Origin of the sequence: Plantibacter flavus (assembly GCF_002024505.1) — a bacterium.
Lineage (GTDB): Bacteria > Actinomycetota > Actinomycetes > Actinomycetales > Microbacteriaceae > Plantibacter > Plantibacter flavus_A.
This window is the reverse complement of record NZ_CP019402.1, coordinates 1,827,652-1,854,475: the sequence shown is the minus strand read 5'-3', so window position 1 is coordinate 1,854,475 and position 26,824 is coordinate 1,827,652. Positions and strand designations below refer to the sequence as shown.

The window sequence follows — 26,824 nt, the reverse complement described above, 5'->3', positions numbered from 1 at the left end:
CCACGTTCTATTCAAACGCACGGACCTGGAAGCTATTCCCACATCCCCGAGAAATTCTCCTCACCGACATCAGCGCGACATCGGCCGGAGCGACGGCAGGCCGAGCCGGACGCGGAGCAGTCGGTGCGCCGCATCGGCGACCGTCGACTCCGGAATCCTGCCGGACCGGACCGCGGCGGCGATGTCGGCCACGAGTACGGCCGGGTCGACACCGGTCGACGACGGGTCAGCCCCGAGGACGAACAGCAGCATCGTGTTCCCGGCGGCCACGGCGCGGATCGCGTTCTCCGAGGGGTTCCGGTACTCCGCCAGGCCGGTGTGCTGCAGCATGAGCATGTCGTCGGTGATCGTGATGCCGGTGAAGCCGAGGTCGTTCCGGAGGCGCTCGTGCCACGCCGCCGACAGCGTCGCCGGCGCGGCGTCGACCGCCGAATAGACCAGATGGCCGAACATCACGACCTCGGCTCCGGCCTCGATACCGGCGACGAACGGCAGGGCGTCGGTCGCAGCCCAGTCCGCGGCACCGATGGCCGTCGTCGGGACCGTCGAGTGCGAGTCCCCCGGCGCCTGCCCGTGGCCGGGGAAGTGCTTCAACGTGCTGAGCACCGCGCCCCGCTCACCACGGACGGCCGCGGCCACCCGCTCCGCCGAGGCATCCGGCGTCGTCCCGAGGGCACGGTCGAAGATGAAGGAGTTCGGATCGGCGGTCTCGTCCGCGACGATGCCGAAGTTGACGGAGCAACCCGTACCGGCGAGCATGGCCGCTCGCTGGCGGAACGCCTCCTCGCTCGCAGCGGGCGCTTGCGACTTCAGGGTGTCGGCAGCGGCGAAGACGTCCTCGTCGATGCGCCGGACATCGCCGCCCTCCTGGTCGATGCCGATGAGCAGCGGCATGGTCGGGTCGGGGCTGAGGGCACTCGTCACCGCAGGCAGCCCCGCGAGGCCCGGCACGTTGTCGCCCATGATGATGAAGCCGCCCGGCTGATACCGCTCGACGAACGCCCGGAGCGTGCCCGGGTCGGTTCCTGGAGCGTGGAGCATCAGCATGGACGCGATCCGCTGTTCCAGGGTCATCGCTGCGAGTTCGGCGGCCGCACGCTGGTCGGCTGCAGCCGGAGTCGTGCTCGTGGGACGGTTCGTCGGCTTCGAGGATCCGGGCCCCGTGCACCCGGACAGGCCGAGGACGGCACCCGCCGCCATCGAGGCGCCGACTGCGAGAAACCCTCGTCGTCCCAGCTGCACCGGCCCACTCTAGGCTCGGATCTTCCATGCAGGCTGGGCGTCGCTCGCGGTGTGGCAGGAGTGACGAATGTGACATCGACGGCTACACTTGCGTGGGTGACCGCCAGGATGGACGCATGCGCAAGCCGCTGACAGCCCTCTCGCCCCGCTCGAGGGGCGTCTCGCGAGCCGCAGCCCTCGGAGCCGCGCTCGTCATCGCGGTGTCGGTCGCGAGCCCGGCGGCCGCCGTGACCCCCACCTCGTTCCGGACCGCCGACTACCCGAGCTGGGACGACGTCCAGGCGGCCAAAGCGAACGAATCGACCGCTCAGGCCGAAGCCGACCGGATCGTCTCCCTCCTCGACGGTCTGCGCGACGAATCCGCCCGGCTCGGCGACGAAGCCGTCCGCCAGGGTGCGGCGGCAGGTGAAGCGAAGGCGGCGTTCGAGGCGCAAGCCGCCGTCGCCGACACCATCAGTGCGCAGGCGACGGCAGCGGTGTCGGCAGCGGCATCGAGCAAGCGTCAGGCCGGCGCGGTCATCGCCCAGATGACCCGCACCGGAGGCGTCGATCCGACGCTCTCCCTCGTCCTCTCCGGTGCGGCCGACGACGACCTCCTCTCCAAACTCAGTGCGATCAGCAAGCTGAGCGAGACCTCGGCGCAAGACCTCGCGTCCGCGACCGCCGCGAGCAACACGGCGACCGCGCTCGCTGAGCAGGCGACGGCGGCGGAGACCGAACGTCAGCGACTCTCGGAGGCGGCTGATGCCAGCTACGAGACGGCGCAGTCCGCGAGCGACGCCGCAGATGCGGCGGTCGCCGAGCAGCAGGCCAATCGCGACCGGTTATACCAGCAGCTCGCCGTCCTCAAGAACACCACGGCGGCGGTCGAACAGGCCTACGCGCAGAGCCAGGAGGCGATCGCGGCGGAAGAGCAGCGACGCAACGAGGCGACCGGTGGCGAGGGTTCCACAAGCGCTCCGCCGCCGGACCTGGCAGCCGACCCGGCCGGCGCGAAGGCGTACGCGCAGTCCGCGATCGGCGCCTACGGCTGGGGTAGCGGAGAATTCCAGTGCCTCCTGCAGCTCTGGACCCGGGAGTCGAGCTGGCGCGTCAACGCCTACAACGAGTCCAGCGGCGCCTATGGCATCCCGCAGTCTCTGCCCGGGAGCAAGATGGCCAGCTCCGGCGACGACTGGCGCACCAATGCGGCGACGCAGATCAACTGGGGCCTGAGCTACATCGACAGCCGGTACGGCTCCCCCTGCGGCGCGTGGGCGCACTCCGAAGCGACCAACTGGTACTGACGCCTCGTCTCAACCAACCTGGGCCGCGCCGAGATTCGTCCCGGCCACTGCCAGCACCACGGTGACGAGCAGGGCGGCCCCGATGATCAGTCGGAACAGCAGACGGTCCGGCGCTCGGGTTCCGACGAGCACGAGCCCCCACACGACGAGCGCGAGGACGCCGACCGCGCCCAGCACCCCGACGATCGGCGGGGCGATGGGCCTGCCGACGAAGATCCCGCTCTGTCCGAGGACGGCGACCATACCTGAGACGCCGAGGGCGATGAAGGCCGTCCGACCGGCGGTCCGCGCGCCGAGCCGGTGCGGCAGACCGCGGACCCCGGTCCGCAGGTCGTCCTCGAGATCGGGTAGGGCGTTCGTGAAGTGGATCGCCACACCGAACAGTCCACCGACCGCGAGCGTCCACGCGGCCGGCACGATCGGCGGGACCGCAGCGAAGGTGACCACGGCGGGCAGTGCGCCGAACCCCACGATGAACGGGACGACCGACCAGGCCGTCGACTTGAGGCCCAGGTTGTACGCCCACCCGCAGACCAGGAAGAGCAGGTGCGAGGCAGCCGACGCCCAGCCGAGGGATGCCGAGAGCGGAATGCTCGCCGCACCGGCCAGCAGCGCCGCCGCCCGGACTGCCGAGACGCTGAGGTCGCCGCGTGCGACCGGTTTGTCCTGTCGTCCCGAGCGATGATCGCGTCTGGCGTCGAGCCAGTCGTTGGACCAGCCGATCGAGAGTTGTCCGACGAACACCACCACGGCGAGCAGGGCCGTCCGAAGGGGTGGCAGGCCGACGGCCGATCCGAGCACGACGGCGAGGACGGTCACCGCGACGGTCGGTCCGGGATGGGAGGACGCGAACAGACGACGGACCATGGAGAACACCGCCTCAGCTTAGGGTGACACCCATGCCACGGCGGTACACTGCAGCATGACCGTCTCCGTGAGGGCGATCGGCGTGGCCGTTCCTCAGACCATCCTTCATCAAGACGAGATCAGGGATGTGTTCCGCGACCAACCCGGGCGGACCCGGCTCGCCCAGCGTCTGATCGGCGCGGCGTTCGACGCGTCCGCGATCGACACCAGGCACACCGTCATCGACGCCTTCGACCACGAGGTCGAGACGACCACGGCCGCCTTCTACGACGCGGCTCAGCGGCAGGTGCTCTCCCCGCCCACCGGCGTGCGGAACGACGCCTACATCGAGCACGCTCCCCCGCTGCTCCTGGAGGCCGCACGGCGGGCGTTGGACGCCGCCCCCGGTCTGTCGGCGGCGGACGTCACCCACGTCGTAACCGCGTCCTGCACCGGGTTCTTCGCGCCCGGCCCGGAATACCTCCTCGTGCGCGACCTCGGGCTGGACCCGGGCACGGAGCGCTACCACCTGGGGTTCCAGGGGTGTTTCGCCGCGTTCCCCGCCCTTCGCGCCGCAGAGGCGTTCTGTACAGCAGACCCCGACGCCGTCGTCCTCGTGGTCTGCATCGAGCTCTGCTCCATCCACCTCCGTTCCTCCGACGACCCCGACGTGATCCTCGGTTCCTCGGTGTTCGCCGACGGTGCTGCGGCCGCCGTCGTGACCGGTCGGGACACCGGATCCTCCGCGCCCGTGCTCGAGTTCGACGGCTGGTCCACCGCGCTCGTGCCGGACGGCGAGACGGAGATGGCCTGGACGATCGGCGATCACGGGTTCGAGATGGTCTTGAGCGGCGCGGTGCCCAAGCTGATCGGCGAGCATCTCGAGATCGCCCTCCGCCCACTCCTCGCCGCAGCCGACGACGCCCCGGTCTCATCGATCGATCGCTGGGCGATCCATCCCGGTGGCCGGAGCATCCTCGACCGGGTCCAGCGCGGATTCGGGCTCGACGACGAACTGCTGGCTCCGTCACGCACGGTGCTCCGCGAGTACGGCAACATGTCGAGCGCCACCGTGCTCTTCATCCTCCAGCGTCTGCTCGACGGCGCGCCGGCTGACGCCGATGAACGGGTGTGCGCGCTCGCCTTCGGTCCGGGACTGACGATCGAGAGCGCACTGCTCCGGCTCCGGGCCGGCCGAGTCTGATGCTGCCCGACCTCGGCCGCCGTGCGACGGATCTCCTCGAACTGATGGACGACCCCGACTGCGATCCCGCTTTGCTGGACGCCACCTACGCCAGGTTCGAGACGGTGAACCGGCTCGTCTCGGGCTGGCGTGGCCTGTACCGGTCACGCATCCGTCCACTCCTCCGCCCGTCCCGGACCACGACGATCCTCGACATCGGCTTCGGTGGCGGCGATGTCGCCGTGGCCATCGCCGACTGGGCGAGGGCCGACCACCTCCGCGTGCAGGTGGTGGGGATCGATCCCGACGAGCGGTCCGTGGCCTTCGCCCGTCGCCGGTACCTCGATGGCCCCGTCGCCTTCCGTCCGGCGCACAGCAGCGACCTCGTCGCCGCTGGCGAGGAGGCCGACATCGTCCTGTCCAACCATGTGCTCCACCACCTCGATCCCGCGGGACTGTCGAGCCTGCTCGCGGACAGTTCACGGATCGCCAGACGACTCGTCCTGCACAGCGACCTCGAGCGCAACCGACTCGCGTACGCGGTCTACGGGCTCGCCACCCGTGCAGGACGACGGCGCTCCTTCCTCCACGTCGACGGGCTGCGCTCGATCCGTCGCAGCTATCGCCAGGGGGAGCTGCAGCGCGTCGTGCCGAACGACTGGATCGTCGAGCGTCGGTTCCCCATGCGACTCCTGCTCTCGCAGACCGTCTCGTCGGCAGCGGACGAGCCCCGATGACCGAGGTGCTCGTCATCGGAGGCGGACCGGTCGGCCTCGTGTCCGCGATCCTCCTCGCTCAGGCCGGCGTCGACGTGACCGTCTGGGAACGACGGTCGGACTCCCCCTCCGGCACCCGGGCTATCGGGATCCACCCACCGTCACTCGACCTGTTCGAGGAGCTCGGCGTCCTCGACGAGATCCGCCGCGACGCGGTCCGGATCGACCAGGGCGAAGCCTGGAACGCCGGACGACGCCTCGGGGCGGTCGTGTTCCGTGATCGGCCCGTACCGCACCCCTACGTCGCCGCGCTCGAGCAATGGCGGACCGAACGGGTCCTCCGTGCTCGACTTGAGGCCGTCGCACCGGGATCGCTTCGGACGGGGACGAGCTGCACGCGGTTGACTCCGGCCGAGGACGGTGTCCTCGTGTCCGGGAACGACGCCGATGGAACGGTGAGCACCCGCGCAACCGTCGTGGTCGTCGCAGCAGGCGGACGCGCCGCCGTCGACGGGATGCAGGCTCCGGGCCCGGTGCACCGGTATCGGGACCGGTACCTCATGGGGGACGTCGCGGATCGGAGTGGGGCAGGTTCCATCGCCAGGGTGCACCTGCACCACCGCGGCGTGGTCGAGTCCTTCCCGCTCCCCCATGGCATGCGACGATACGTCGTACACACCGGGTACTCGGACGGTCAGGACGCGGCCCGCCCGGAACCCACCGCGTCCGACCTCGCGTCCCTCGTCGCCGACCGCACCGGCGACGACGTCGACCCGGCGACGAACACCATGCTCAGCGCGTTCGGCGTGCTCCGTCGACGACGGAAGCGCGTCGTCGACGATCGGGTCGTCTATCTGGGCGACGCCGCCCACGAGATCAGCCCGATCGGCGGCCAGGGCATGAACCTGGGCTGGTCCGACGCACGGGTCTTCGCGCCACTGATCGCCCGCATGACCGCCGGGCATCGCTCGACACAGCACGACGTGGCCGCGGCCGTCTCCCGCCAACAGCGCGCGATCCGTCGGGCCTCCTGGCAGGCGGAACTCAACATGCGCTTGGGACGTCCACTGCCGGGCCCGCTCGTCGGCGTGCGGGACCTCGCGCTGCGAACCGCGCTCAACGGTCCCGCGATGCCGATCCTCGCCGACGCCTACACGATGCGCTGGCTGCGCTGACGCCGTCCGAGGTCTTCCGGTTCAGTGACCGACGTGCATGCCCGCGGAAGCCTGGTCCGTTCGCCGGATGAGGAACGACGCACCGATCGCGAGCAGCGAGAGCACGGCCCCGCACATGAACGCAGCCTGCACACCGGCCGCCGTCGCGTCGACCGCGGCACTCCCGGCCGCCGCACGAGCCGCCGCCGTGGTCGACATCATGGTGATGAACAACGCCGTCCCCGCCGCTCCGGCGAGTTGCTGGACCGTGCCGACGATGGCGCTGCCGTGCGGGTAGAGCTCGGGCCGCAGGGAACCGAGCGCCGAGGTGAGGAGCGGGGTGAACATGAACGCGAGGCCGGCGCTCAGCAGCACGTGGACGGCGATGATCATGACGATGGCGCTGCCGACGCCGAGCATCGTCAACAGCCAGAGCGCAGCACTCACGGCGAAGGCCCCGGGGATCACGAGTGGACGCGGACCGAACCGGTCGAACAGCGACCCGACCAGCGGCGCGAGAGCGGCCATCGTCAGGCCGCCTGGCAGCAACATGAGGCCCGTGGTCAGGGTGTCGACCTGGAGCACGGTCTGCAGGTAGATCGGCAGGATGATCAGCGAGCCGAACAACGCCATCATGACGATGACCACCAGGATGATCGAGACGGAGAACGAGCGGTTCGCGAAGGTGCGGAGGTCCATGAACGCCCGGTCGTCGCGGGCGAGCGCACGCTGGCGGAGCACGAAGCCCAGCAGGGCGAGGACACCGACCGTGAGGGGGATCCAGACGGGCATGAGCGCGTGTCCCTCGGCAGACTCGCCGATGCTGCTCAGCCCGAAGATGAGACCACCGAACGCGAACGCGGAGAGGACAAGCGACAGCACGTCGAAGCGGACCCGACGCGGCTCCGTCACGTTCCGCACGAGGACGGCACCGAGGACCAGCGAGGCGACGGCGATCGGGAGGACGATCCAGAACATCCAGCGCCAGTCGAGCACGCTGAGGATGAGGCCGGAGACAGTGGGCCCGACGGCCGGCGCGACCGAGATGACGATCGAGATCGCCCCCATCGTCCGGCCGCGTGCCGACACCGGCACGACGTTGAGCACGGTCGTCATGAGCAGCGGCATCATGATGGCGGTACCGCTGGCCTGGACGACACGACCGAGCAGGAGCGTGCCGAATCCCGGGGACAGCGCGGCGATGAGCGTACCGAGGCTGAACAGCACCATCGCGGTGATGAACATCGTCCGCAGGGAGAACCGCTCGAGGAGGAACCCGGTCGCGGGGATCACGACGGCCATGGTGAGCATGAAGCCGGTGGTCAGCCACTGTGCGGAACTCGCCGTGATGTCGAGGTCCTGCATGAGCCGCGGCAGGGCGACGCTCATGATCGTCTCGTTGAGGATGACGACGAACGCCGACACGAGGAGCAGCCCGATCAGGAGCTTGGACCCGGGTGGGAGGCGATCGTCCGAGGGCTTCCCGGTCGTCGGGACGGAACCGGTCGGATTCGGCACGGTTTCAGTCGTCATAGCGGTGTCATCCTTCTCAGGCCTCGGCCGTCGTGCGGGCAGACGCCTGCCCTCTCGAAACACAAGCGTCATGCCGCCGCTGGTATTCCCATGCGTGTCGACCGGTTACGCGCAGGGCGAAGACCTGTTCCGGCCGGACGGTTCCGGTGCCAGCATGAGGACATGACAGTTCCCACCATCACCCTGAACGACGGCCACACCATCCCTCAGCTCGGCTTCGGCGTCTTCCTCGTCGACCCGCAGGAGGCTGAGCGCATCGTCTCGGACGCGCTCGAGGTCGGCTACCGCCACATCGACACCGCGGCCATCTACAAGAACGAGGAGGGAGTCGGCGCCGCCATCGCGAAGTCCGGCATCCCCCGCGACGAACTCTTCATCACCACGAAGCTCTGGAACGACCGTCACCAGAAGGCGTCCGCTCACGCCGCCATCGACGAGAGTCTCGAGAAGCTCCGGCTCGACCACGTCGACCTGTACCTGACCCACTGGCCGACCCCGGCCAAGGACGACTACCTCGAAGCGTGGCTCGCCCTCGAGGAGATCAAGGCGGCAGGCAAGGCGCGTTCGATCGGCGTGTCGAACCACCAGGTCGAGCACCTCGAGAAGCTGATCGCCGGTTCCGAGACGGTCCCTGCGGTCAACCAGATCGAACTCCACCCGGCGTTCGCCCAACGTGAGCTGCGCGCCTTCGGTGCCGAGCACGGCATCCACATCGAGTCCTGGGGCCCGCTCGGTCAGGGCAAGTACGACCTCTTCGGCGAGCAGGCCGTCTCCGCTGCAGCAGAGGCGCACGGCGTCACGCCGGCGCAGGTCGTCATCCGGTGGCACCTGCAGAACGGGCTCATCGTCTTCCCGAAGTCGAACTCGCGCGAGCGCATCGCCCAGAACTTCGACGTCTTCGGCTTCGAGCTCTCCGCCGACGAGATCGCGTCCATCGACGCCCTCGACTCGGGCAAGCGCGTCGGCAGCCACCCCGACGAGGTGAACTGACCTCAGGGTCCCGCCAAACCCAGGGTCTGACCAACGCAGAAGTCCCCGTCAGCTGTTCCGCTGACGGGGACTTCTCGGTGTTCGGGTGGATCTGAGGGGACTCGAACCCCTGACCCCCTGCATGCCATGCAGGTGCGCTACCAGCTGCGCCACAGACCCGTATTCAACTTGCTTGCCCCTGCTGTTTCAGCGGAAGCAACTTGAATAGGTTACTACATCTTGAGAGCGGTTGTGACCACTTTCGGTGCTCGGCACCGACGGGATGGTCAGTTCGCGGGCTGCGGTGCGGACGAGACCAGCGGAATCACCGGGCAGTCCTTCCACAGACGCTCCAGCGAGTAGTACATCCGCTCCTCCTCGTGGAAGACGTGGACGACGACCTCGCCGAAGTCGAGCAGGATCCACCGCCCCTCGGACTTGCCTTCGCGCCGCAGCGTCTTCACGCCGCTCGCGTTCAAGCGGTCCTCGACCTCGCCGGCGATGGCGACGACGTTGCGCTCGCTCCGGCCGGTGACGAGGAGGAAGGCGTCGACGAACGGCAACGGACCGGAGACGTCGAGCGCGACGAGATCCTCGCCGCCCTTGGACTCGGCTGCGGTCGCTGCGAGCTGGACGGCGTCCAGTGTGGTGTCGGACAGGGTCATGTGGTGTACTCCTCTGACGATCGCATGGAGCGCGATCGGGTGAATGCCGGCAGGGCTAGAACGCTCCGCCGAAGAAACCGATGATGAGCACCGCGATCACGCCGGCGGCGAGCACCGCGGCGGCGATCGCGAGCGTCATCAACAGTTTGTTGCTCTGGTTGGTGGTGGCCGGGACGACGTCGCGCGTGGAACCGTGGCTGCTGACCGCACGGCTGGCCGCGACCGGAGATGCCGCGGTGACCGAGGCCGGCAGCTCATCGCCCTCGATGAGTCGGTCGATCCCTGCACCGTCGAAATGGTTCGGGTCCTGACCGGCGGAACCCAGTCCGCGGGGCAGATCGATGGTTCCGGTGATGAGGATCTCGCCAGTGGAGTTGGACGTGGCTCCCGCTTCAGCCTGGGCCGGAGCGACGGGGATGATGAGCGAACTCGTGGTGATCTGCCCCGTGCTCGTCATGCCGCTTCCGAGGAGGTCCTCGAACGCGACCTCGTTGTCCGCCTGCGAAGCCTTCTCGGCCTCGAGTGCCGCGACGAGCATGGAGTCGCGCCCGAACCCCTTGGACAGGGTCGACGCGGGGTCCTCGGAGATGTCGTCGCGATCCGAGACGTCGAAGAGTGAACCGGTGGCCACCGGCGCCGCAGCGGCGGGGGTCACGGAAGGCGTCGGCGCCTCGGCCGACCGGGCCTTGGCCGCGCGCTCGTCGGCGGCGGCCCGCTCAGCGGCCTTGCGCTCTGCCGACTTGCGTTCTGCAGCCTGCTGTTCTTCGGCCTTGCGCGCGGCGGCCTGGCGCTGCTCGGCCTGCTTGGTGGCCTCGGCTTCGCGACGTTCCTGCTCAGCAGCAGCGGCAGCCTTGGCGTCCGCTTCCTGCTGCGCGAGCTTCGCTGCCTGCTGACGGGCCGCCTTGTTCTGCTTCTGAGGCGGAGCGACCACCTGATCGGGCGTCCGCGGCGGCAGGGCGACCGAGGGGACCGGCTGCTCGACCGGAGGAGCGACCGGCGCTGCCGGGGAGCCCACCTGCTCGATCGAGCCGGTGCGCTCGAGTTCTCGCAACTGACGACGCGTGAGTCCACCGGTCGGGGCCGGAGCCGGCGCACCGGATGCCGGAGCGCTCGACGACGGCGCGGGTGACGTGGACGCTGGTGCTGGAGCGCTCTCGTCGCGCGACGTGGTCCGCCCGGGGATCGCTCCCCCGGCGACGGGTTCGGATGTCGACGCGCGTCGTGTCCGTGGCGCAGCAGTGTCGGGCGTCGCTTCGTCAGCGGACGTCGAGGGCTGCTGGCTCGCTCGAGCCTGTCGCCTGGTCAGGGGCGCATCCTCTGGCAACGCGGTCATGTGGCTTCACTCCGATACAGGTGGTGCTTGGTGATGTACTGCACGACACCGTCGGGAACCAGATACCAGACCGGAAAGCCTTTGCTCACCCGGCTCCGGCAATCCGTCGACGATATCGCTAGGGCCGGAACTTCCAACAAGCTTACGTCGTGCTGTGGTAATCCGGAAACGTTCAAATCGTGTCCCGGTCTACTCACAGCGACGAAGTGAGCGAGGTCCCAGACCTCCCTGACGTCTTTCCAACTGAGGATCTGGGCGATCGCGTCGGCACCCGTGATGAAGAACAGCTCGGCATCGGGACGCTTGCGGCGCAGATCGCGCAGCGTGTCGATTGTGTACGTCGGTCCGGCTCGATCGATGTCGACCCGGCTGACGGTGAAGCGGGGGTTCGCTGCGGTGGCGATCACGGTCATGAGGTAGCGGTGCTCGCTGTCGCTCACGCCCGACTTCCGGTACGGCATGCCGGTCGGGACGAAGACGACCTCATCGAGATCGAAGTGCTGCGCGACCTCCGAGGCGGCGACGAGGTGCCCGTGGTGGATCGGATCGAACGTCCCGCCCATGACCCCGATCCGAGGACGACGGGTCGTCGTCTCGGTGACGGGCGCGCTCACGCCGGACAGCCTAGTGGCCGTGCTCGCCGTGAGCGGAGGCCGACTCGCCCTTGTCGGCGTGACGGTTGGCGACGTCGCGGTAGCTGAAGGTCACAGCGCCGAGGATGGCGAACAGCACGAGGGCGACCGCACCGAACACCCAGGTCGGTGCGGCGAGTTCGACGGCGTGCTCCGATTCAGCCAGGACGGCGGTGGCCAAGACGGACGCGGCAATCGACATGATCTCTCCTTCTGTGCGACGCCTGGTGACGCCCGTACCAGTCTAGCGACTACCGACGGGTGTGGCCCGAACCACGCACGAGCCACTTCGTGCTCGTGAGTTCCGGCAGTCCCATCGGACCGCGGGCATGGAGTTTCTGCGTCGAAATGCCGACCTCCGCGCCGAATCCGAACTCGGCGCCGTCGGTGAAGCGGGTCGAGGCGTTGACCATGACGACGGCCGAATCGACCTCGGCGAGGAACCGATCGGCGTTCACCACGTCGTTCGTGATGATCGCGTCGGTGTGTCCGGTGGAGTATCGGTCGATGTGCTCGAGCGCGGCGTCGAGGTCGTCGACCACGCGCACCGAGAGCTCGAGCGACATGTGCTCGGTGGACCAGTCCTCCTCCACGGCGGGCACGACGTCGGCGAAGACCTCCCTGGCGCGTTCGTCCGCGTGGATCAGCACCCCGTGCTCGCGCAGGTCGCCGAGCACGGCGGGCAGCACGCGCGCGGCCGCAGCACGGTGGACGAGGATCGTCTCGAGCGCGTTGCAGACCGATGGGCGCTGCACCTTGGCGTTGCGGACGATGTCCACCGCCCAGTCGAGTTCGGCACTCTCGTCGAGGAACACGTGGACGACGCCGGCGCCGGTCTCGATCACGGGGACCGTCGACTCCCGGACGACCGTCTCGATGAGTGACGCGCTCCCCCGCGGGATGAGGACGTCGATCAGGCCTCTGGCGTTCATGAGCTGCTTCGCACCGTCGCGACCGAACTCGTCGATGGTCTGTACCGCATCCCCGGGAAGGCCGACGGACTCGAGTGCCGATCGCAGCAGCCCCACGAGGACCGCGTTCGAGTGTTCCGCTGCCGACCCGCCGCGGAGCACCACGGCGTTGCCGCTCTTGATCGCGAGGGCGGCGATGTCGACCGTGACGTTCGGGCGCGCCTCGTAGATCGCGCCGACCACGCCGAACGGGACGCGTACCTGCTCGAGCTTCACCCCGTCCGGAGTGTTGCTTCCGCGGACCACCTGGCCGACCGGGTCGACGATCGCGATGACGTCGCGGACCGCCACCGCGAGCCCGTCGATGCGGCCCCGGTCGAGGCGGAGACGATCTTGCAGACCGACACTGATGCCCTGCTCGCGTCCCGCGATGAGGTCGCGCTCGTTGGCGGCGATGACCGCATCCGCACCCTCGACGATCGCGACGGCGATGGCCTCGAGGGCCCGGTTCTTCTGCGCGGTGGTCGCCTGGGCGAGGACCCGGGAAGCACGCTTCGCAGCGGTGAGACGATCCGCGAGTGGCAGCACGGTGGTGGTTGGCGACGACATGCGTCGATTCTACTCAGCGGCGTCTGGTGGACGCTCTCCGCGTCACGCCGGTTGGAACCAGGTGCCGAGGTGCTCACCGCGGAGGGCTGACGCGACGTTCGTGGTCGACGTCACGAGGACGGACGTCCCCGCCTCGGCGGCCAACCGGGCGGCCGACACCTTCGTGCCCGCTCCCCCGGTACCGACGCCCGCGGAGCCGATGTCGCCGAAGGTGACGCCCGAGAGGGTGTCTCCGAACGGTACCTCTTCGATGCGCTCGGCACCCGCTTCGTGCGGAGGGCGGGTGTACAGCGCGTCGACGTCGCTCAGGAGGACGAGGACGTCGGCCGCGACGAGGACCGACACGAGGGCGGCCAGGCGGTCGTTGTCGCCGAACCGGATCTCGTGCGTGGCGACGGTGTCGTTCTCGTTGACGATCGGCAGGATGCGCAGGCCGAGGAGGCGTTCCATCGCCCGCTGGGCATTGCTCCGGTGACTGGGGTTCTCGAGATCACCGGCGGTGAGCAGCACCTGGCCTGCGACGATGCCGAACCGGTCGAGGCTGTCCTGGTATCGGTAGATCAGCACGTTCTGCCCGACGGCGGCAGCCGCCTGCTGCGTCGCCAGGTCGCTCGGACGGGCGTCGAGGCGGAGGTAGGGCATCCCGGTCGCGATGGCGCCGGAGGACACGAGGATGACCTCGGTGCCTCGGGCGTGCGCCTCGGCCAGCGCCTCGACCAGCGCAGTGATCTGCCCGGCGTTGTCGCCACTGATCGAGGAGGACCCGACCTTCACGACGATGCGTCGCGCCGAGGGGATGCCACTGCGCTGGTGGATGGTCACCGGTCGTCGTCCTCCGTCGTGACACCCTCGTCCTGGGGTGCGTCGGCCGGCACGGAGCCGACCTCGAAGCCCTCGTCGTCGTTCCAGAGACCGGCCGCACGTTCACGGAGCAGCTCGGCACGGGCCTCGGCCTTGGCGTCCATGCGCTCGAAGTACTCGTCACGACGCTGGTTGCGCGTCGGGCGGTGGCTCGCGTCGAGACGCGGGTCCGTTCCACGCGGCTGCGTCAGCAGTTCCGCGGTGCTCGTGAGCGTGGGCTCCCAGTCGAAGACCACACCGCCACCCGCACCGATCATCACGGTCGCGCCGGCGACGGCACCGGCCTTGAAGAGCGCCTCTTCGACGCCGAGCTTCGCCAGGCGGTCAGCGAGGAACCCGACGGCCTCCTCGTTGTTGAAGTCCGTCTGCTGCACCCAGCGTTCCGGCTTCGCGCCGATGATGCGGTAGAGGTTGCCGTAGGTGCCACCCTCGACCGTGACGGTGAACTTGGAGTCGTCGACCGGCTTCGGGCGCAGCACGATCCGGGGCTTGGCGGCCTCGAGGGCTGCGCGGGCGCGGCTCTCCTCGACGAGCTCGCTCAACGCGAACGAGAGCTGTCGGAGGCCCTCGCGCGAGACCGTCGAGATCTCGAAGACCTTGTAGCCGCGCGCCTCGAGGTCGGGACGCAGGAACTCGGCGAGCTCCCTCGCCTCCGGGACGTCGATCTTGTTGAGGGCGATGAGCTGCGGGCGCTCTACCAGCGGCGTCTGCCCCTCCGGTACCGGGTAGGCGGCGAGCTCGGCCAGGATGATGTCGAGGTCGCTGATCGGGTCGCGTCCCGGTTCGAGCGTCGCGCAGTCCAGCACGTGCAGGAGCGCGGAGCAGCGCTCGACGTGACGCAGGAACTCGAGACCGAGGCCCTTGCCCTCACTGGCGCCCTCGATGAGCCCTGGGACGTCCGCCATGGTGTAGCGGACCTCGCCGGCCTCGACGACGCCGAGGTTCGGGTGCAGGGTGGTGAACGGGTAGTCCGCGATCTTCGGCTTCGCAGCGGACATCGCCGCGATGAGGCTGGACTTGCCGGCGGAGGGGTACCCGACGAGCGCGACGTCCGCGACGGTCTTCAGCTCGAGGAGGACATCGCCTTCCCAGCCGGGCGTGCCGAGCAGCGCGAACCCGGGGGCCTTGCGCTTGGTCGAAGAGAGCGCCGCGTTCCCGAGGCCGCCCTGGCCGCCGGGAGCGACGACGAACTCCATGCCGGGCTCGACGAAGTCGACGAGTTCGACGCCGTCGACGTCCTTGACGACCGTCCCGACGGGGACGGGCAGGATGAGCGTCTCGCCCTGGAACCCGTTGCGGTGGTCGCCCATGCCGAAGCCGCCGGTGTCGGAGCTCCGGTGCGGTGACCGGTGGTACCCGAGCAGCGTCGTGATCTGAGGATCGGACACGAGCACGATGTCACCACCGTGTCCGCCGTTGCCGCCATCGGGGCCGGCCAGCGGCTTGAACTTCTCGCGCTTCACGGAGACGCAGCCGTTGCCGCCGCCGCCCGCTCGCAGGTGCAGTGTGACCCGGTCGACGAATGTGACCATGGACGCTCAGCCCCTCTCTGGATCATGGAACTCGGTTGTACGACAGCAGGGGGCGGGCCGAAGCCCGCCCCCTGCTGGAAAGACGTTGTTGCTACTCTGCAGCAGCGACGATGTTGACGACCTTGCGGCCGCCCTTGTTGCCGAACTGCACGGAGCCGGCCTCGAGGGCGAACAGCGTGTCGTCGCCGCCACGACCGACGTTGGCGCCGGGGTGGAAGTGCGTGCCGCGCTGACGGACGAGGATCTCGCCCGCGAGGACGACCTGGCCGCCGAAGCGCTTCACACCGAGACGCTGTGCGTTGGAGTCACGACCGTTGCGAGTGGAACTCGCACCCTTCTTGTGTGCCATCTCTTCTTCTCCTCGATGCCTTACTTGATGCCGGTGATCTTGACGCGCGTGAGCTCCTGACGGTGCCCCTGACGCTTCTTGTAACCGGTCTTGTTCTTGAACTTCTGGATGATGATCTTCGGACCGCGGAGGTTCTCGAGCACCTCGGCCGTCACCGTGATCTTCGCGAGCGACTTCGCGTCGGAGATGATCTTCTCACCGTCGACGTGGAGCACCGCGGGAAGCTCGATGTTGCCATCCTTGTCGGCCTTGACCCGGTCCATCGTGACGATGGTTCCGATCTCGACCTTCTCCTGCCGTCCTCCGGCGCGCACAACTGCGTAAACCACTACGTACCCGTTCTTTGGGGAGCGAAACGCTCCGACTGACTGTTGCTGGAAGTTACTGCTCGGAAAGGCTCGAACACGTGGGACACCTTGATGGCAGAAAACCGTTGGGCGTGGCAATGAAAACTCAATGCACACCAACGGTCGAGTTTACTTCATCGTGCAGTCCAGGTCAAACCAGCGGGCACAGAACCTCGTGACCGAGGCTGTTCCTCACGGCTCCCACACCGGACGCACTCGACCAGTGTACCCCGGGGGCTCCTGAACGCCGGCCGGGTGCCCGGCGCGTCCGAGCGCGGACGGGAATCGCGATGGACGCTCGATGGTTGGATGGTGGCATGACGGTGCTCATCGATCCCCCGCTGTGGCCGGCGCACGGCACGCTCTGGTCCCACGTGGTGAGCGACAGCTCCCTGGAGGAGTTGCACGCCTTCGCCGGACGCACCGGGCTCCCGCCGCGATCGTTCGACCTCGACCACTACGACGTCCCCGCCGAGCGCCACACCTCGCTCGTGGCGGCCGGCGCCGTCGCGGTGACCGGCGGCGAACTCGTCCGTCGACTCATCGCCAGCGGCTTGCGCATCACCGCACGCGAACGGCGCGCCTCCCGAGGAGACGCGCCGTCCTGATGCGACCGGACTATTCGGTCTGACGCTGCGCGCCGTCCGACCCGACGGCCTGTCCGCCCGCGAGAGAAGCGGTGGACACCCGACGGCTGCGGCCGCGACCCTGGCCAGGCTGCTTCGGCTCGGGGAGCGCGTCGAGGACGGATTCGAGCAGGTGCTCGGGGTCCGCGACGGCTGCGCGACGCGGCTTGTCGGCGACCGGTGCGATCGGCAGGTCGAGCAAGGCCAACGTCGGGGCCGCGGATTCGCTCGGCGCCTCGGTGGGGCGTTCCTCCGAAGAACCCCGGCGGGATCCGTCACCGCCACGACGACGCGGTTCACGCTTCTCGCGCCGGCTCCGACGACCGTCGTGCGACCCGGACTGATCCTCCGGTGACGTCGTGGACTCGTCCGCGACCGGCCCCTCGGAACCCTGCGCCTCGGTGTGCTGGGACTGCGTGTGCTGCGCCTCGGCCACGACGGCATCGGCCACGGCCTCGGCGGCGGCGAGCTCCTCGTGGTGCAGCGTGCGCGCCGCGATCAGGGCGAGCGCGTTCTTCGCGTCGTCGGTGATCCCGTGCGTCTGTCCGGCCGGCTTCTGCTGGGCGCCCTGGCCGTTCGAGGACGGCTGGCCGCCCTGTGACCCACCCTTGCCGCGCCGGCGCTGCTGCTCCGGCTGCGGCGTCTGGCGATGCTTCACGACGGGGTCGTGGTGCACGACGACGCCGCGTCCGGCGCAGACCTCGCAGGGCTCGCTGAACGTCTCGAGCAGGCCGAGACCGAGCTTCTTGCGCGTCATCTGCACGAGACCGAGCGAGGTGACCTCGGCGACCTGGTGCTTCGTGCGGTCGCGGCTGAGGCACTCCACGAGGCGGCGCAGCACGAGGTCGCGGTTCGATTCGAGCACCATGTCGATGAAGTCGACGACGATGATCCCGCCGATGTCGCGCAGCCGCAGCTGACGCACGACCTCCTCAGCGGCCTCGAGGTTGTTCTTGGTGACCGTCTCCTCGAGGTTGCCGCCGGAACCGACGAACTTCCCCGTGTTGACGTCGACGACCGTCATGGCCTCGGTGCGGTCGATCACGAGGGATCCGCCGGACGGCAGCCAGACCTTGCGGTCGAGCGCCTTCTCGATCTGCTCGGCGATGCGGTAGTCGACGAAGGAGTCGCCCGTGCCGTCGTACGGCTCGACCCGCTCGAGCAGGTCGGGGGCGACGCCGCGAAGGTAGCTCTGGATGTCCTGCAGCGCGTCCGAGCCCTGGATGACGAGCTTGTGGAAGTCCTCGTTGAAGACGTCGCGGATGATCTTGATGAGCAGGTCGGGCTCGCTGTGCAGCAGTGCCGGCGACTGGACCGTCTCGATCTGACGGGAGATCTCCGACCACTGCGACTTCAGCCGCGTGACGTCGAGCGTGAGCTGCTCCTCGGTCGCTCCCTCGGCGGCCGTGCGGACGATGACGCCGACGTTCTCCGGAAGGACCTCCTTGAGGATCTTCTTCAGGCGGGCGCGCTCCGTGTCGGGCAGCTTGCGCGAGATGCCGTTCATCGAGCCGTTCGGCACGTAGACGAGGTACCGACCGGGCAGCGAGACCTGACTCGTCAGGCGCGCACCCTTGTGTCCGACCGGGTCCTTCGTGACCTGGACGAGGACCTTGTCGCCGCCCTTGAGCGCGAGCTCGATCCGGCGGGGCTGGTTACCCGTCTCCACGGAGTCCCAGTCGACCTCGCCGGAGTAGAGCACCGCGTTGCGTCCGCGACCGATGTCGACGAACGCCGCCTCCATGCTGGGCAGGACGTTCTGCACCCGGCCGAGGTAGACGTTGCCGATGAGCGACGCCTCCTGGCTCCTGGCGACGTAGTGCTCCACGAGCACGCCGTCCTCCAGCACGCCGATCTGCGTCTTGCCGTTCTTGGAGCGGACGACCATGACACGGTCGACCGACTCGCGGCGGGCGAGGAACTCGGCCTCGGTGACGACCGGACGACGACGACCGGCGTCCCGTCCGTCACGGCGACGCTGCTTCTTGGCCTCGAGCCTCGTCGAGCCGCGCACCTTCTGCGGTTCGGTGATGAGTTCCGGCTCACGCGGCGTGCGGACCTTGACCACGTTGCGGGTGTCGGGGCGCGAGTCGCCACCCCGCTCGCCCTGCTCCGGTCCGTCCTCGCCGGCACGACGACGCGTGCGACGCCTCGACGAGCTGAGCTCGGCCTCGAGCGGTTCGTCGTCGCGGTGGACGATCGGCGGCAGGTCGGGCGCCTGGAACAGCAGCATGGTGGTCGGTGGACGCACCGGTGCGGCAGGTGCCGACTGCTCGTCGGGCCCGGCCGCCTGGGCGTCCGCCTCGGTGCTGGTCGACTCGTCCGCCGTCTCGGGCGTCGTGAGGTGCTGGTCGGTCGGTTCGTGCTCGGTCCCCGGCGTGGCCGGATCCTCGGTGTGCTCTTTCACCATTCCTGGTGTACTCCCCTATGCCGGGTCGGTGGCCGCGCCACCCTCCGGTTCTTCGTCTCGTGCGTGCGGCCGCGGTTGCAGCCGTTCGCAAATCCTGTGTGATCGCTGGCTCTCGGAGCTCTCACGATCGTGCCGGCACGTGCCGGCGGGTCCTGGGCTCTCATTGCCCAACAAGCCTGTTGTGTCGTGCGGTCGAGCGCGGCTCGGGCACCACCCCACGATTATCGCACGAACAGGGCCGACGGTCCTGAGTACGGACCACCCGGGCATGTCCCGCCGCCGTTCAGGCGGGCGTGCGAGAATCAGGGCGTGTCAACTCCGGTCATCGACGCGCGCCCCAGGGGCCTCGCGATCTTCCTCATCGTCGCAGGCGTCATCGGGTGGATCGCGGCGTTCGCGCTCACCCTCGACAAGTTCCAGCTCCTGCAGGATCCGAACGCCCAGCTCGGCTGCAATCTGAGCATCCTCGTGCAGTGCGGGGTCAACCTGAACTCCTGGCAGGGTGCCATCCTCGGGTTCCCGAATCCGATCATCGGCCTCGCCGCCTGGATCGCCCCGATCGCCGTCGGCGTCGCGGTCCTCGCCGGTGCGCAGTTCGCGCGGTGGTTCTGGATCGCCTTCAACATCGGGTTCCTCGGCGCGCTGGGATTCGTCATCTGGCTGATCTCGCAGAGCATCTTCGTCCTCGGCACGCTGTGCCCGTGGTGCATGGTCACCTGGTCGGTGACGATCCCCTCCTTCATCGCGATCACCGCGTTCACCCTGCGGAACGGCATCATCCCGGCGTCCCCCGCTGTCCGCCGCGTCGCCGGGGTCGTGTCCTCCTGGATCGTGGTGGTGACGCTCGGGTGCTACCTCGTCGTGGCGGTCATCGCCCAGCTCCGCCTCGACGTCCTGTCCTACCTGTAACCGGTGGCGGCCCGGACGGCCGCCTCACGCACACGACGAAGCCCGCCCCGGAATCGGAGGCGGGCTTCGTCGTGCGGAGTCGGTGCGTCAGGCGAACCAGAGCGCGAGCTCGCGGGAGGCGGACTCGGGGCTGTCCGAACCGTGGACGAGGTTCTGCTGGACCTTGAGGCCCCAGTCGCGGCCGAAGTCGCCGCGGATGGTCCCGGGCGCGGCGGTGGTCGGGTCGGTCGTGCCGGCGAGCGAGCGGAAGCCCTCGATGACGCGGTTGCCGGCGACGCGGATCGCGACGACGGGACCGCTCAGCATGAACTCGACGAGGGGCTCGTAGAACGGCTTGCCCTCGTGCTCGGCGTAGTGGGCGGCCAGCAGCTCGCGGTCCGGCTCGACCATGCGCAGGTCCACGAGCGAATAGCCCTTCGCCTCGATCCGACGGAGGATCTCGCCGGTCAGGTTGCGTGCGACGCCGTCAGGCTTCACGAGTACCAGGGTTTCTTCAACAGCCACGGTCAATCCTTCGCTTCTCGGTAGAGCGCCTGCTGACGCTCGATCTTGTCGCCTTGGACCATCGCATAGGTCCAGACGGCTGCGGCCATCCCGCCGACGAGGAACATCATCGGCACGAGCAGGCCGGTAGCCACGATAGCGGCTTGCACCGCCCAGCCCAGCCAATACCCCCAGCGGAATCGCAGGAGCGGGATCGTCGCGACGATGATCAGGCACAGCACCGCTCCGCCGATCAACGCGACCGGGGCCGGGAGGGCCTTCAGCCCGAAGATGACGAGCGCGCCGAGGAACATGACGATCATCTCGAAGCCCAGGATGATCGATCCGAGAGTCTGCTTGATGCTCCGTGGAGCCCGGCTCCGTGCCGTGCCGCTCATGCGGTCGCCTTCCATTCCCGGTCGTCGGCGATCTCGATCGCCTCGCCCACGAGGGTGATCGAGCCGGTGATCACGACCAGGCGGCGCGGCGCCTCCTCGGCCCAGCGCCGTGCGTCCTCCGCGGCCTCGTCGAGGGTGTCGGCGAAGGTCGACGCCGGCAGGTCGAGCGACGCCGCGAGGCGCGAGAGCTCCTCGGCGGGGATCGCCCGCTCCGACTCCGACTGGGTGAAGAAGAAGCCGGATGCGGCGGGCGCCAGGGTCGTCAGGATGCCGGCGGCGTCCTTGTCCTGGAGGATGCCGACCACGAAGGCGATCTCGTCGACGTCGAAGTAGCTGCCGAGTGCGGCGACCAGGGACGCGGCGCCGTGCGGGTTGTGCGCCGCGTCGACGAGCACGGTCGGTTCGGTGCCGATGAGCTGCAGACGCCCCGGGGAGGCGACCTCGGTGAGGCCCTCCGCGAGGACGTCCTCCGCGATCGGCTGGGTCGCTCCGCCGAGGAACGCCTCGACCGCGGCGATCGCGAGCGTCGCGTTCCGTCCCTGGTGGTCCCCGTAGAGCGGGAGGTACAGCTCCGGGTAGGTGCCGGCGCGTCCTCGGACGGTGATGAGTTGTCCGCCCACCGCCACGGCGTCCTGCACGAGGGCGAACTCCTCACCCTCGAACACGGCCGGGTCGTCGACCGCGGCGGCGGCGTCGATGATCGCCTGACGCGCGTCGGGGTGCTGAGCGGCCGAGACCACCTGCGCTCCGGGCTTGATGATGCCGGCCTTGGTGCGCGCGATCTCGGCGATCGTCTTGCCGAGCCGCTGCACGTGGTCGAGGTCGATGGGCGTGAAGACGGCGACCTCGGCATCGGCGGCGTTCGTCGAGTCCCAGGCACCGCCCATCCCCACCTCGACGACGGCGACGTCGACGGGGGCGTCGCCGAAGCAGGCGAAGCCCAGGACGGTGAGCGCCTCGAAGAAGGTCAGCGCGGGTTCACCGGCCGCCGTGAGCTCGGCGTCGACCATCGCGAGATACGGCTTGATGTCGTCCCAGTTCCTGGCGACGGCCTCGTCCGAGATCCGCTCGCCGTCGATCCCAATGCGCTCGGTGAACCGGACGAGGTGCGGACTCGTGAAGAGACCGGTGCGGAGCCCGTGGGCACGGAGGATGCTCTCGATCATGCGCGCCGTACTCGTCTTGCCGTTCGTCCCGGCGATCTGGATGATCGCGAAGGACGACTCAGGGTTGCCGAGGAGCTCGAGCGCCCGCTTGGTCGCACCGAGACGCGGCTGCGGCTGTGCCTCCCCCAGCCGTTCGAGGAGTTCGCGGTACACGGCGTCGGCGGCATCGGCCGCAGACAGCTCGTCTCCGGGGATCAGGTCATCGGACATGGGCGGTCTCCTCTGCACGCGCAACGGTCACGGTGAAGGCTCCGGCGTTGCCGAACTTCCCGGCAGCGAACGACTGGGCGAAGCCCGACGCCCCAGCCTGCGCCTCGACGTCCGACCAGGTCAGGGACGTCGCCAGGGTGTCGCCGGCGAGGTCGACCACGTCGAGGGCGCTGCGCACCGCACGTTCGTCGGCGTCGTCCTCGAATCGGAGCTGGAGCCGGATCCGGTCGCTCACCTGCAGATCCGCCGCCTTCCGGGTGTCCTGCACGGCGCGGATGACGTCGCGGGCGAGTCCCTCCGCTTCGAGTTCGGGCGTCAGCGTGGTCTCGAGCAGGGCGAATCCACCCGAGGGCAGGAGCGCGAGTGCGACACCACCGGCGGCGCCCGAGGAGGCCTCCATGACGAGTTCGTACTCACCGTCGACGAGCTCGATGCCGCCGGCCGTGACCGTGCCGTCGACCTCCGACCAGTCGCCGCTCCGAGCGCCCTTGATCGCCTGCTGCACCGTCTTGCCGAGGCGCGGACCCGCCGCGCGGGCGTTGATCGAGAGGCGCGAGGTGACACCGAACTCGGTGCCGCTGGTGTCGGTCAGCTCGGCGAAGGAGACGGCCTTGAGGTTGAGTTCCTCTCGGAGGATCGCCTCGAACGGTGCGAGCGACGCGGGGTCGGGTGTGACCACCGTGAGCGATGCCAGGGGCAACCGGACACGGAGACCGGCCTGCTTGCGGAGGGCGAGGGTGACGCCGGAGACCTCGCGGACCCGGTCCATCGCTTCGACGAGTGCCGCGTCCTCCGGGAACGCCTCGGGTTCCGGCCAGTCGGTGAGGTGCACGCTGCGGTCGCCAGTCAGGCCGGTCCAGACCTGCTCCGTGACGAGCGGCAGGAGCGGAGCGGTGACCCGGCAGTACGTCTCGAGGACGGTGTAGAGCGTGTCGAAGGCGTCGCGGTCGAAGGCGCCACCGTCGGTCGACCAGAAACGGTCACGGGAGCGACGGACGTACCAGTTGGTCAGGACGTCCGCGAAGTCCCGCAGCGAGGCCGCTGCGAGGGTCGCGTCGAACGCCTCGAGGTGGTCGGTCACGGTGACGACGAGCTCACGCGTCTTGGCGAGGATGTAGCGGTCGAGGACGTCGGTGGAGTCCGTGCGCCACACGGCGTCGTAGCCACCAGGCACCGCCGTGTTGGCGTACAGCGAGAAGAAGTACCAGGTGTTCCACAACGGCAACATCACCTGTCGGACGCCCTCACGGATGCCTTCCTCCGTGACGACGAGGTTGCCGCCGCGCAGCACCGAGCTCGACATGAGGAACCAGCGCATGGCGTCGGAACCGTCGCGGTCGAAGACCTCGTTGACGTCCGGGTAGTTGCGCAGCGACTTCGACATCTTCTGGCCGTCGCTGCCGAGGACGATGCCGTGGCTCACGACGCTCGTGAACGCCGGCCGGTCGAACAGCGCGGTCGACAGCACGTGCAGGAGGTAGAACCACCCGCGCGTCTGGCCGATGTACTCGACGATGAAGTCCGCCGGGCTGTGCGAGTCGAACCACTCGCGGTTCTCGAACGGGTAGTGCACCTGGGCGAACGGCATCGATCCGGAGTCGAACCAGACGTCGAGGACGTCGGTGATGCGGCGCATCGTCGACCGGCCGGTGGGGTCGTCGGGGTTCGGCCGCGTGAGCTCGTCGATGTACGGGCGGTGCAGATCGGTGGGGCGTACGCCGAAGTCGGCCTCGAGCTCGTCCAGCGAGCCGTACACGTCGATGCGCGGGTAGGCCGGGTCGTCGCTCTTCCACACCGGGATCGGCGAACCCCAGTACCGGTTGCGGCTGATCGACCAGTCGCGTGCACCCGCGAGCCACTTGCCGAACTGCCCGTCCTTGACGTTCTCCGGCACCCAGGTGATCTCCTGGTTGAGTTCCTCCATGCGGTCGCGGAACTCGGGCACGCGGACGAACCAGCTCGACACCGCCTTGTAGATGAGCGGCTGCTTGCAACGCCAGCAGTGCGGGTAGGAGTGCTCGTAGCTCGCCTGACGCAGGAGGCGTCCCTGTGCCTTCAACAGCTGGGTGAGCGGCTTGTTGGCGTCGAAGACCTGGAGACCGGCGACGTCGGACACCTCGGGGAGGAACTTCCCGCCGTCGTCGACGGAGACGATCACCGGGATGCCGGCGGCCTCGCACACCTTCTGGTCCTCTTCACCGTAGGCGGGGGCCTGGTGCACGATGCCGGTGCCGTCCTCGGTCGACACGTAGTCGGCGACGAGGATGCGCCAGGCCTGCTCCATGCCCCACTCGGCGTCGGCGTAGTAGTCCCAGAGGCGGTCGTAGGAGACGCCTTCGAGCTCGCGCCCGACGACCGTCCGGGAGACGGCGGCCTGCGCCTCGGCCGCGGAGTCGTAGCCGAGGTCCTTCGCGTAGTTGCCGAGCAGCGCCGAGGCGATGAGGTACTCGCCGCCGAGGACCTCGGTGTCGGCGTGGGCGGAGCCCTCCTCCCGGAGCACCGTGGCGTCGGGGGTGCCGTTCGGGCCGGCCGGGACGACCGCGTACTCGATGTCGGGCCCGACGGCGAGCGCGGCGTTCGTCGGCAGGGTCCAGGGCGTGGTCGTCCAGGCGAGCGCGCGGACGGCGGTCAGGCCGAGGCTCTCGGCCTTCGGACCGACCAGCGGGAAGGTGACGGTGACGGTCTGGTCCTGGCGGGAGCGGTAGACGTCGTCGTCCATCCGCAGCTCGTGGTTGGAGAGCGGCGTCTGGTCGCGCCAGCAGTAGGGCAGCACCCGGTAGCCCTCGTAGGCGAGGCCCTTGTCGTGGAGCTGCTTGAAGGCCCAGATGACCGACTCCATGTAGGTCACGTCGAGGGTCTTGTAGTCGTGCTCGAAGTCGACCCAGCGCGCCTGGCGCGTCACGTAGTCCTGCCATTCCTCCGTGTAGCGGAGGACGGAGTCGCGTGCGACCTGGTTGAAGGCGGCGAGCCCCATCTCGTCGATCTGGCGCTTGTCGGTGATGCCGAGCTGTCGCTCCGCCTCGAGCTCGGCGGGGAGGCCGTGGGTGTCCCAGCCGAACCGGCGGTGCACCTGCTTGCCGCGCATCGTCTGGAACCGGGGGAAGAGGTCCTTGGCGTAGCCCGTGAGGAGGTGACCGTAGTGCGGAAGTCCGTTCGCGAAGGGCGGGCCGTCGTAGAACACCCATTCCGCAGCCCCCTCGCGCTGGTCGATGGAGGCCTGGAAGGTGCCGTCGGCGGCCCAACGGGCGAGCACCCCCTCCTCGATCGACGGGAAGCTGGGCGACGGCGTCACGCCGAACGCCGCGCCGTTCGACGCCGACTCGGTTGGGGTCGGTTCCTGGGACTTCGGGTAGCTCATCGTTCTCCTGGCAGGTCTCGTGGGTCCTGCGAGGACGCCGGCACTGCCGACGCGGTACCACCCCGCTTGCCGCTCCACTGGAACGGCCGCTCTGCATCGGCTGTGACGGGCCTGACCCGCTCGGTTCTACTGGGCTCCCGCTGGGCGGTCGCTGTTCTGCCGAGGACTCCCCGGTGATGTCCGGATCGATGTCGATGGTCCAATCGTACAGCCTGCGGAGCGGCTCCGCGGAGGGTCGGCTACGAGGAACTCCGCCCCTCGACCCGGGCGACGGCGCGGCCGTACCCGTCCACCACCGGAGCGATCGCGCGGCGGAGGTAGTCGCCGAGCTCGCCCCGGCCGACGCCTGCAGCCGCCCAGGCCCCGGCGCCGGCGACGATCGCGCCGGCGAGCGCCGCTGCGGCGGACCGGATCGTCAGCTCGTCGGCGCGGACGGCGAGGCGCGCGAGCGAGACCCGGAGCACGGCTTGGAGACGCAGCAGCCGTTCGAGGCCGGACGCCTGCAGCTCCCAGGCGGTGTCCATCAGTTCGATCTGCGTCAGCGCCCAGGGCACGGCGCCGTTCGAGCGCTCCTCGGCGATGCCCAGGAGGGCGGCCTGCAGTGACGGCATGGCGTCGGCGACATCCGTCGCGGGGGTTTCCCCGCCTGCGGCGAGCGCCCGTTCGAGTCCGGCGAGCGCGGCGTCGACGTCGACCCAGAGGACGTCGCTCTTGGAGCCGAAGTAGTTGAAGAAGGTGTTGCGGCTGACGCCGGCGCGGCTCGCGATCTGGTCGACGGTGGTGCCGGGGTATCCCTGTTCGAGGAAGAGTTCGGCGGCCGCCTCCTCGAGGACGCGTCGGGAGGATCGTCGGGGTCTGCCGACGGCGTTCCGTGCCGGTGGTCGTGACATGGGGGCTCCTTCCGCCGCCTGTGAGCCTAGCCGTCGTGCGAGGGGTCGGGGCGTGGTGCTGAGGCTCTATGCTGGTTCCGAGACGGCGTCCAATAATTCGTCCGACGCCGCCACCGGGCCCTCAGCACCCGGTCGATCGTCTTCTGGAGTCCCTGTGCCCGCATCCCCCTCCCCTGCCCGTCGGCGCCCTGCGTCCTCGCGTCGTC

General features: G+C 69.1%; 25 protein-coding genes and 1 tRNA gene. 7 read left to right on the top strand and 19 right to left on the bottom strand.

Annotated elements, in window-relative coordinates:
- Positions 1-69 precede the first annotated feature (69 nt).
- Positions 70-1,242, bottom strand: coding sequence for a glycoside hydrolase family 3 N-terminal domain-containing protein (locus BWO91_RS08750; protein WP_240555757.1), 1,173 nt, complete (start codon positions 1,240-1,242; stop codon positions 70-72).
- A gap of 116 nt (positions 1,243-1,358) precedes the next feature.
- Here BWO91_RS08750 and BWO91_RS08745 point away from each other — a divergent pair, with 116 nt between their 5' ends.
- A complete protein-coding gene (locus BWO91_RS08745; RefSeq protein ID WP_079002335.1) occupies positions 1,359-2,528 on the top strand; it encodes a lytic transglycosylase domain-containing protein in 1,170 nt (389 codons plus the stop codon).
- Positions 2,529-2,537: 9 nt separating this feature from the next.
- Here the strand turns inward: BWO91_RS08745 and BWO91_RS08740 are convergent, their stop codons facing one another.
- Positions 2,538-3,395 (bottom strand): UbiA family prenyltransferase, encoded by an 858-nt coding sequence (locus BWO91_RS08740; protein WP_079003897.1) that lies wholly within the window; start codon positions 3,393-3,395, stop codon positions 2,538-2,540.
- Positions 3,396-3,450: 55 nt separating this feature from the next.
- Between BWO91_RS08740 and BWO91_RS08735 the strand changes: the two genes are divergently transcribed.
- Genes BWO91_RS08735 through BWO91_RS08725 form a run of 3 tightly spaced genes read left to right on the top strand, consistent with a single transcriptional unit; the run spans position 3,451 to position 6,448 of the window.
- A complete protein-coding gene (locus BWO91_RS08735; protein WP_079002334.1) occupies positions 3,451-4,578 on the top strand; it encodes a type III polyketide synthase in 1,128 nt (375 codons plus the stop codon).
- The gene (locus BWO91_RS08730) at positions 4,578-5,294 is read left to right on the top strand and encodes a methyltransferase domain-containing protein (protein WP_079002333.1); all 717 of its coding nucleotides are present in this window, start codon (positions 4,578-4,580) and stop codon (positions 5,292-5,294) included. Before BWO91_RS08735 ends, BWO91_RS08730 begins: the two co-directional genes overlap by 1 nt.
- Entirely contained in the window at positions 5,291-6,448 is a 1,158-nt protein-coding gene (locus BWO91_RS08725; protein WP_079002332.1) for an FAD-dependent oxidoreductase, read from the top strand. The genes BWO91_RS08730 and BWO91_RS08725 overlap by 4 nt, the downstream gene beginning before the upstream one ends.
- A gap of 21 nt (positions 6,449-6,469) precedes the next feature.
- On the opposite strand, the gene BWO91_RS08720 is transcribed toward BWO91_RS08725, so the two are convergent.
- Positions 6,470-7,960: a DHA2 family efflux MFS transporter permease subunit gene (locus BWO91_RS08720; protein ID WP_079002331.1), complete on the bottom strand. Its 1,491-nt coding sequence runs from the start codon at positions 7,958-7,960 to the stop codon at positions 6,470-6,472.
- Positions 7,961-8,122: 162 nt separating this feature from the next.
- On the opposite strand from BWO91_RS08720, the gene BWO91_RS08715 reads away from it, so the two are divergent.
- Positions 8,123-8,950 (top strand): aldo/keto reductase, encoded by an 828-nt coding sequence (locus BWO91_RS08715; protein WP_079002330.1) that lies wholly within the window; start codon positions 8,123-8,125, stop codon positions 8,948-8,950.
- 86 nt (positions 8,951-9,036) lie between these two features.
- Here the strand turns inward: BWO91_RS08715 and BWO91_RS08710 are convergent.
- The 10 genes from BWO91_RS08710 to rplU all read right to left on the bottom strand — a co-directional run bounded on the left by BWO91_RS08710 (position 9,037) and on the right by rplU (position 16,150).
- Positions 9,037-9,109: transfer RNA gene (locus BWO91_RS08710), tRNA-Ala, on the bottom strand.
- 107 nt (positions 9,110-9,216) lie between these two features.
- The gene (gene rsfS, locus BWO91_RS08705; RefSeq protein ID WP_079002329.1) at positions 9,217-9,594 is read right to left on the bottom strand and encodes a ribosome silencing factor; all 378 of its coding nucleotides are present in this window, start codon (positions 9,592-9,594) and stop codon (positions 9,217-9,219) included.
- A gap of 55 nt (positions 9,595-9,649) precedes the next feature.
- On the bottom strand, positions 9,650-10,927 hold the full coding sequence (locus BWO91_RS08700) for a hypothetical protein (protein ID WP_167620456.1): 1,278 nt from the start codon (positions 10,925-10,927) through the stop codon (positions 9,650-9,652).
- Positions 10,924-11,541, bottom strand: coding sequence for a nicotinate-nucleotide adenylyltransferase (gene nadD, locus BWO91_RS08695; protein WP_255376693.1), 618 nt, complete (start codon positions 11,539-11,541; stop codon positions 10,924-10,926). The genes BWO91_RS08700 and nadD overlap by 4 nt, the downstream gene beginning before the upstream one ends.
- Before the next feature lie 10 nt (positions 11,542-11,551).
- On the bottom strand, positions 11,552-11,761 hold the full coding sequence (locus tag BWO91_RS08690; RefSeq protein ID WP_064295593.1) for a hypothetical protein: 210 nt from the start codon (positions 11,759-11,761) through the stop codon (positions 11,552-11,554).
- Positions 11,762-11,810: 49 nt separating this feature from the next.
- On the bottom strand, positions 11,811-13,079 hold the full coding sequence (locus tag BWO91_RS08685; RefSeq protein ID WP_079002326.1) for a glutamate-5-semialdehyde dehydrogenase: 1,269 nt from the start codon (positions 13,077-13,079) through the stop codon (positions 11,811-11,813).
- A gap of 42 nt (positions 13,080-13,121) precedes the next feature.
- Positions 13,122-13,901 carry a glutamate 5-kinase gene (gene proB, locus BWO91_RS08680; RefSeq protein ID WP_079002325.1) on the bottom strand — a complete coding sequence of 260 codons (780 nt, stop codon included), beginning with the start codon at positions 13,899-13,901 and terminating at the stop codon, positions 13,122-13,124.
- Positions 13,898-15,472, bottom strand: a complete 1,575-nt coding sequence (obgE, locus tag BWO91_RS08675) for a GTPase ObgE (RefSeq protein ID WP_071260832.1) — start codon at positions 15,470-15,472, stop codon at positions 13,898-13,900. Before obgE ends, proB begins: the two co-directional genes overlap by 4 nt.
- Positions 15,473-15,563: 91 nt before the next feature.
- Positions 15,564-15,821, bottom strand: a complete 258-nt coding sequence (gene rpmA, locus BWO91_RS08670; protein WP_056006626.1) for a 50S ribosomal protein L27 — start codon at positions 15,819-15,821, stop codon at positions 15,564-15,566.
- Between the two features lie 20 nt (positions 15,822-15,841).
- The gene (rplU, locus tag BWO91_RS08665; RefSeq protein WP_079002324.1) at positions 15,842-16,150 is read right to left on the bottom strand and encodes a 50S ribosomal protein L21; all 309 of its coding nucleotides are present in this window, start codon (positions 16,148-16,150) and stop codon (positions 15,842-15,844) included.
- A gap of 335 nt (positions 16,151-16,485) precedes the next feature.
- Here rplU and BWO91_RS08660 point away from each other — a divergent pair, with 335 nt between their 5' ends.
- A complete protein-coding gene (locus BWO91_RS08660) occupies positions 16,486-16,776 on the top strand; it encodes a DUF4031 domain-containing protein (RefSeq protein ID WP_079002323.1) in 291 nt (96 codons plus the stop codon).
- Positions 16,777-16,786: 10 nt separating this feature from the next.
- Here BWO91_RS08660 and BWO91_RS08655 read toward each other — a convergent pair whose 3' ends face one another.
- The gene (locus BWO91_RS08655; RefSeq protein ID WP_240555754.1) at positions 16,787-19,201 is read right to left on the bottom strand and encodes an Rne/Rng family ribonuclease; all 2,415 of its coding nucleotides are present in this window, start codon (positions 19,199-19,201) and stop codon (positions 16,787-16,789) included.
- 312 nt (positions 19,202-19,513) lie between these two features.
- Here BWO91_RS08655 and BWO91_RS08650 point away from each other — a divergent pair, with 312 nt between their 5' ends.
- Positions 19,514-20,113 (top strand): vitamin K epoxide reductase family protein, encoded by a 600-nt coding sequence (locus tag BWO91_RS08650; protein ID WP_079002321.1) that lies wholly within the window; start codon positions 19,514-19,516, stop codon positions 20,111-20,113.
- An 87-nt stretch (positions 20,114-20,200) separates the two neighbouring features.
- Here the strand turns inward: BWO91_RS08650 and ndk are convergent, their stop codons facing one another.
- The 5 genes from ndk to BWO91_RS08625 form a co-directional block, all read right to left on the bottom strand.
- Positions 20,201-20,617 carry a nucleoside-diphosphate kinase gene (ndk, locus tag BWO91_RS08645; protein ID WP_064295600.1) on the bottom strand — a complete coding sequence of 139 codons (417 nt, stop codon included), beginning with the start codon at positions 20,615-20,617 and terminating at the stop codon, positions 20,201-20,203.
- A 2-nt stretch (positions 20,618-20,619) separates the two neighbouring features.
- The gene (locus BWO91_RS08640) at positions 20,620-20,994 is read right to left on the bottom strand and encodes a DUF4233 domain-containing protein (RefSeq protein WP_167620455.1); all 375 of its coding nucleotides are present in this window, start codon (positions 20,992-20,994) and stop codon (positions 20,620-20,622) included.
- Entirely contained in the window at positions 20,991-22,370 is a 1,380-nt protein-coding gene (locus tag BWO91_RS08635) for a bifunctional folylpolyglutamate synthase/dihydrofolate synthase (RefSeq protein ID WP_079002319.1), read from the bottom strand. The genes BWO91_RS08640 and BWO91_RS08635 overlap by 4 nt, the downstream gene beginning before the upstream one ends.
- Entirely contained in the window at positions 22,360-25,728 is a 3,369-nt protein-coding gene (ileS, locus tag BWO91_RS08630; RefSeq protein WP_079002318.1) for an isoleucine--tRNA ligase, read from the bottom strand. Before ileS ends, BWO91_RS08635 begins: the two co-directional genes overlap by 11 nt.
- A gap of 239 nt (positions 25,729-25,967) precedes the next feature.
- A complete protein-coding gene (locus tag BWO91_RS08625; RefSeq protein ID WP_079002317.1) occupies positions 25,968-26,618 on the bottom strand; it encodes a TetR/AcrR family transcriptional regulator in 651 nt (216 codons plus the stop codon).
- Between the last annotated feature and the right edge of the window lie 206 nt (positions 26,619-26,824).

What these genes read in the sequence shown, in the direction of transcription:
- BWO91_RS08660 (WP_079002323.1), top strand. Translation starts at nt 16,486, where the DNA reads ATGACGGTGCTCATCGATCCCCCGCTGTGGCCGGCGCACGGCACGCTC.
- BWO91_RS08715 (WP_079002330.1), top strand. Translation starts at nt 8,123, where the DNA reads ATGACAGTTCCCACCATCACCCTGAACGACGGCCACACCATCCCTCAG.
- BWO91_RS08640 (WP_167620455.1), bottom strand. Translation starts at nt 20,994, where the DNA reads ATGAGCGGCACGGCACGGAGCCGGGCTCCACGGAGCATCAAGCAGACT.
- BWO91_RS08725 (WP_079002332.1), top strand. Translation starts at nt 5,291, where the DNA reads ATGACCGAGGTGCTCGTCATCGGAGGCGGACCGGTCGGCCTCGTGTCC.
- obgE (WP_071260832.1), bottom strand. Translation starts at nt 15,472, where the DNA reads ATGGTCACATTCGTCGACCGGGTCACACTGCACCTGCGAGCGGGCGGC.
- BWO91_RS08685 (WP_079002326.1), bottom strand. Translation starts at nt 13,079, where the DNA reads ATGTCGTCGCCAACCACCACCGTGCTGCCACTCGCGGATCGTCTCACC.
- BWO91_RS08690 (WP_064295593.1), bottom strand. Translation starts at nt 11,761, where the DNA reads ATGTCGATTGCCGCGTCCGTCTTGGCCACCGCCGTCCTGGCTGAATCG.
- rpmA (WP_056006626.1), bottom strand. Translation starts at nt 15,821, where the DNA reads ATGGCACACAAGAAGGGTGCGAGTTCCACTCGCAACGGTCGTGACTCC.
- BWO91_RS08635 (WP_079002319.1), bottom strand. Translation starts at nt 22,370, where the DNA reads ATGTCCGATGACCTGATCCCCGGAGACGAGCTGTCTGCGGCCGATGCC.
- BWO91_RS08735 (WP_079002334.1), top strand. Translation starts at nt 3,451, where the DNA reads ATGACCGTCTCCGTGAGGGCGATCGGCGTGGCCGTTCCTCAGACCATC.
- BWO91_RS08730 (WP_079002333.1), top strand. Translation starts at nt 4,578, where the DNA reads ATGCTGCCCGACCTCGGCCGCCGTGCGACGGATCTCCTCGAACTGATG.
- ileS (WP_079002318.1), bottom strand. Translation starts at nt 25,728, where the DNA reads ATGAGCTACCCGAAGTCCCAGGAACCGACCCCAACCGAGTCGGCGTCG.
- BWO91_RS08720 (WP_079002331.1), bottom strand. Translation starts at nt 7,960, where the DNA reads ATGACGACTGAAACCGTGCCGAATCCGACCGGTTCCGTCCCGACGACC.
- BWO91_RS08745 (WP_079002335.1), top strand. Translation starts at nt 1,359, where the DNA reads ATGCGCAAGCCGCTGACAGCCCTCTCGCCCCGCTCGAGGGGCGTCTCG.
- rsfS (WP_079002329.1), bottom strand. Translation starts at nt 9,594, where the DNA reads ATGACCCTGTCCGACACCACACTGGACGCCGTCCAGCTCGCAGCGACC.
- BWO91_RS08625 (WP_079002317.1), bottom strand. Translation starts at nt 26,618, where the DNA reads ATGTCACGACCACCGGCACGGAACGCCGTCGGCAGACCCCGACGATCC.
- BWO91_RS08700 (WP_167620456.1), bottom strand. Translation starts at nt 10,927, where the DNA reads ATGACCGCGTTGCCAGAGGATGCGCCCCTGACCAGGCGACAGGCTCGA.
- BWO91_RS08740 (WP_079003897.1), bottom strand. Translation starts at nt 3,395, where the DNA reads ATGGTCCGTCGTCTGTTCGCGTCCTCCCATCCCGGACCGACCGTCGCG.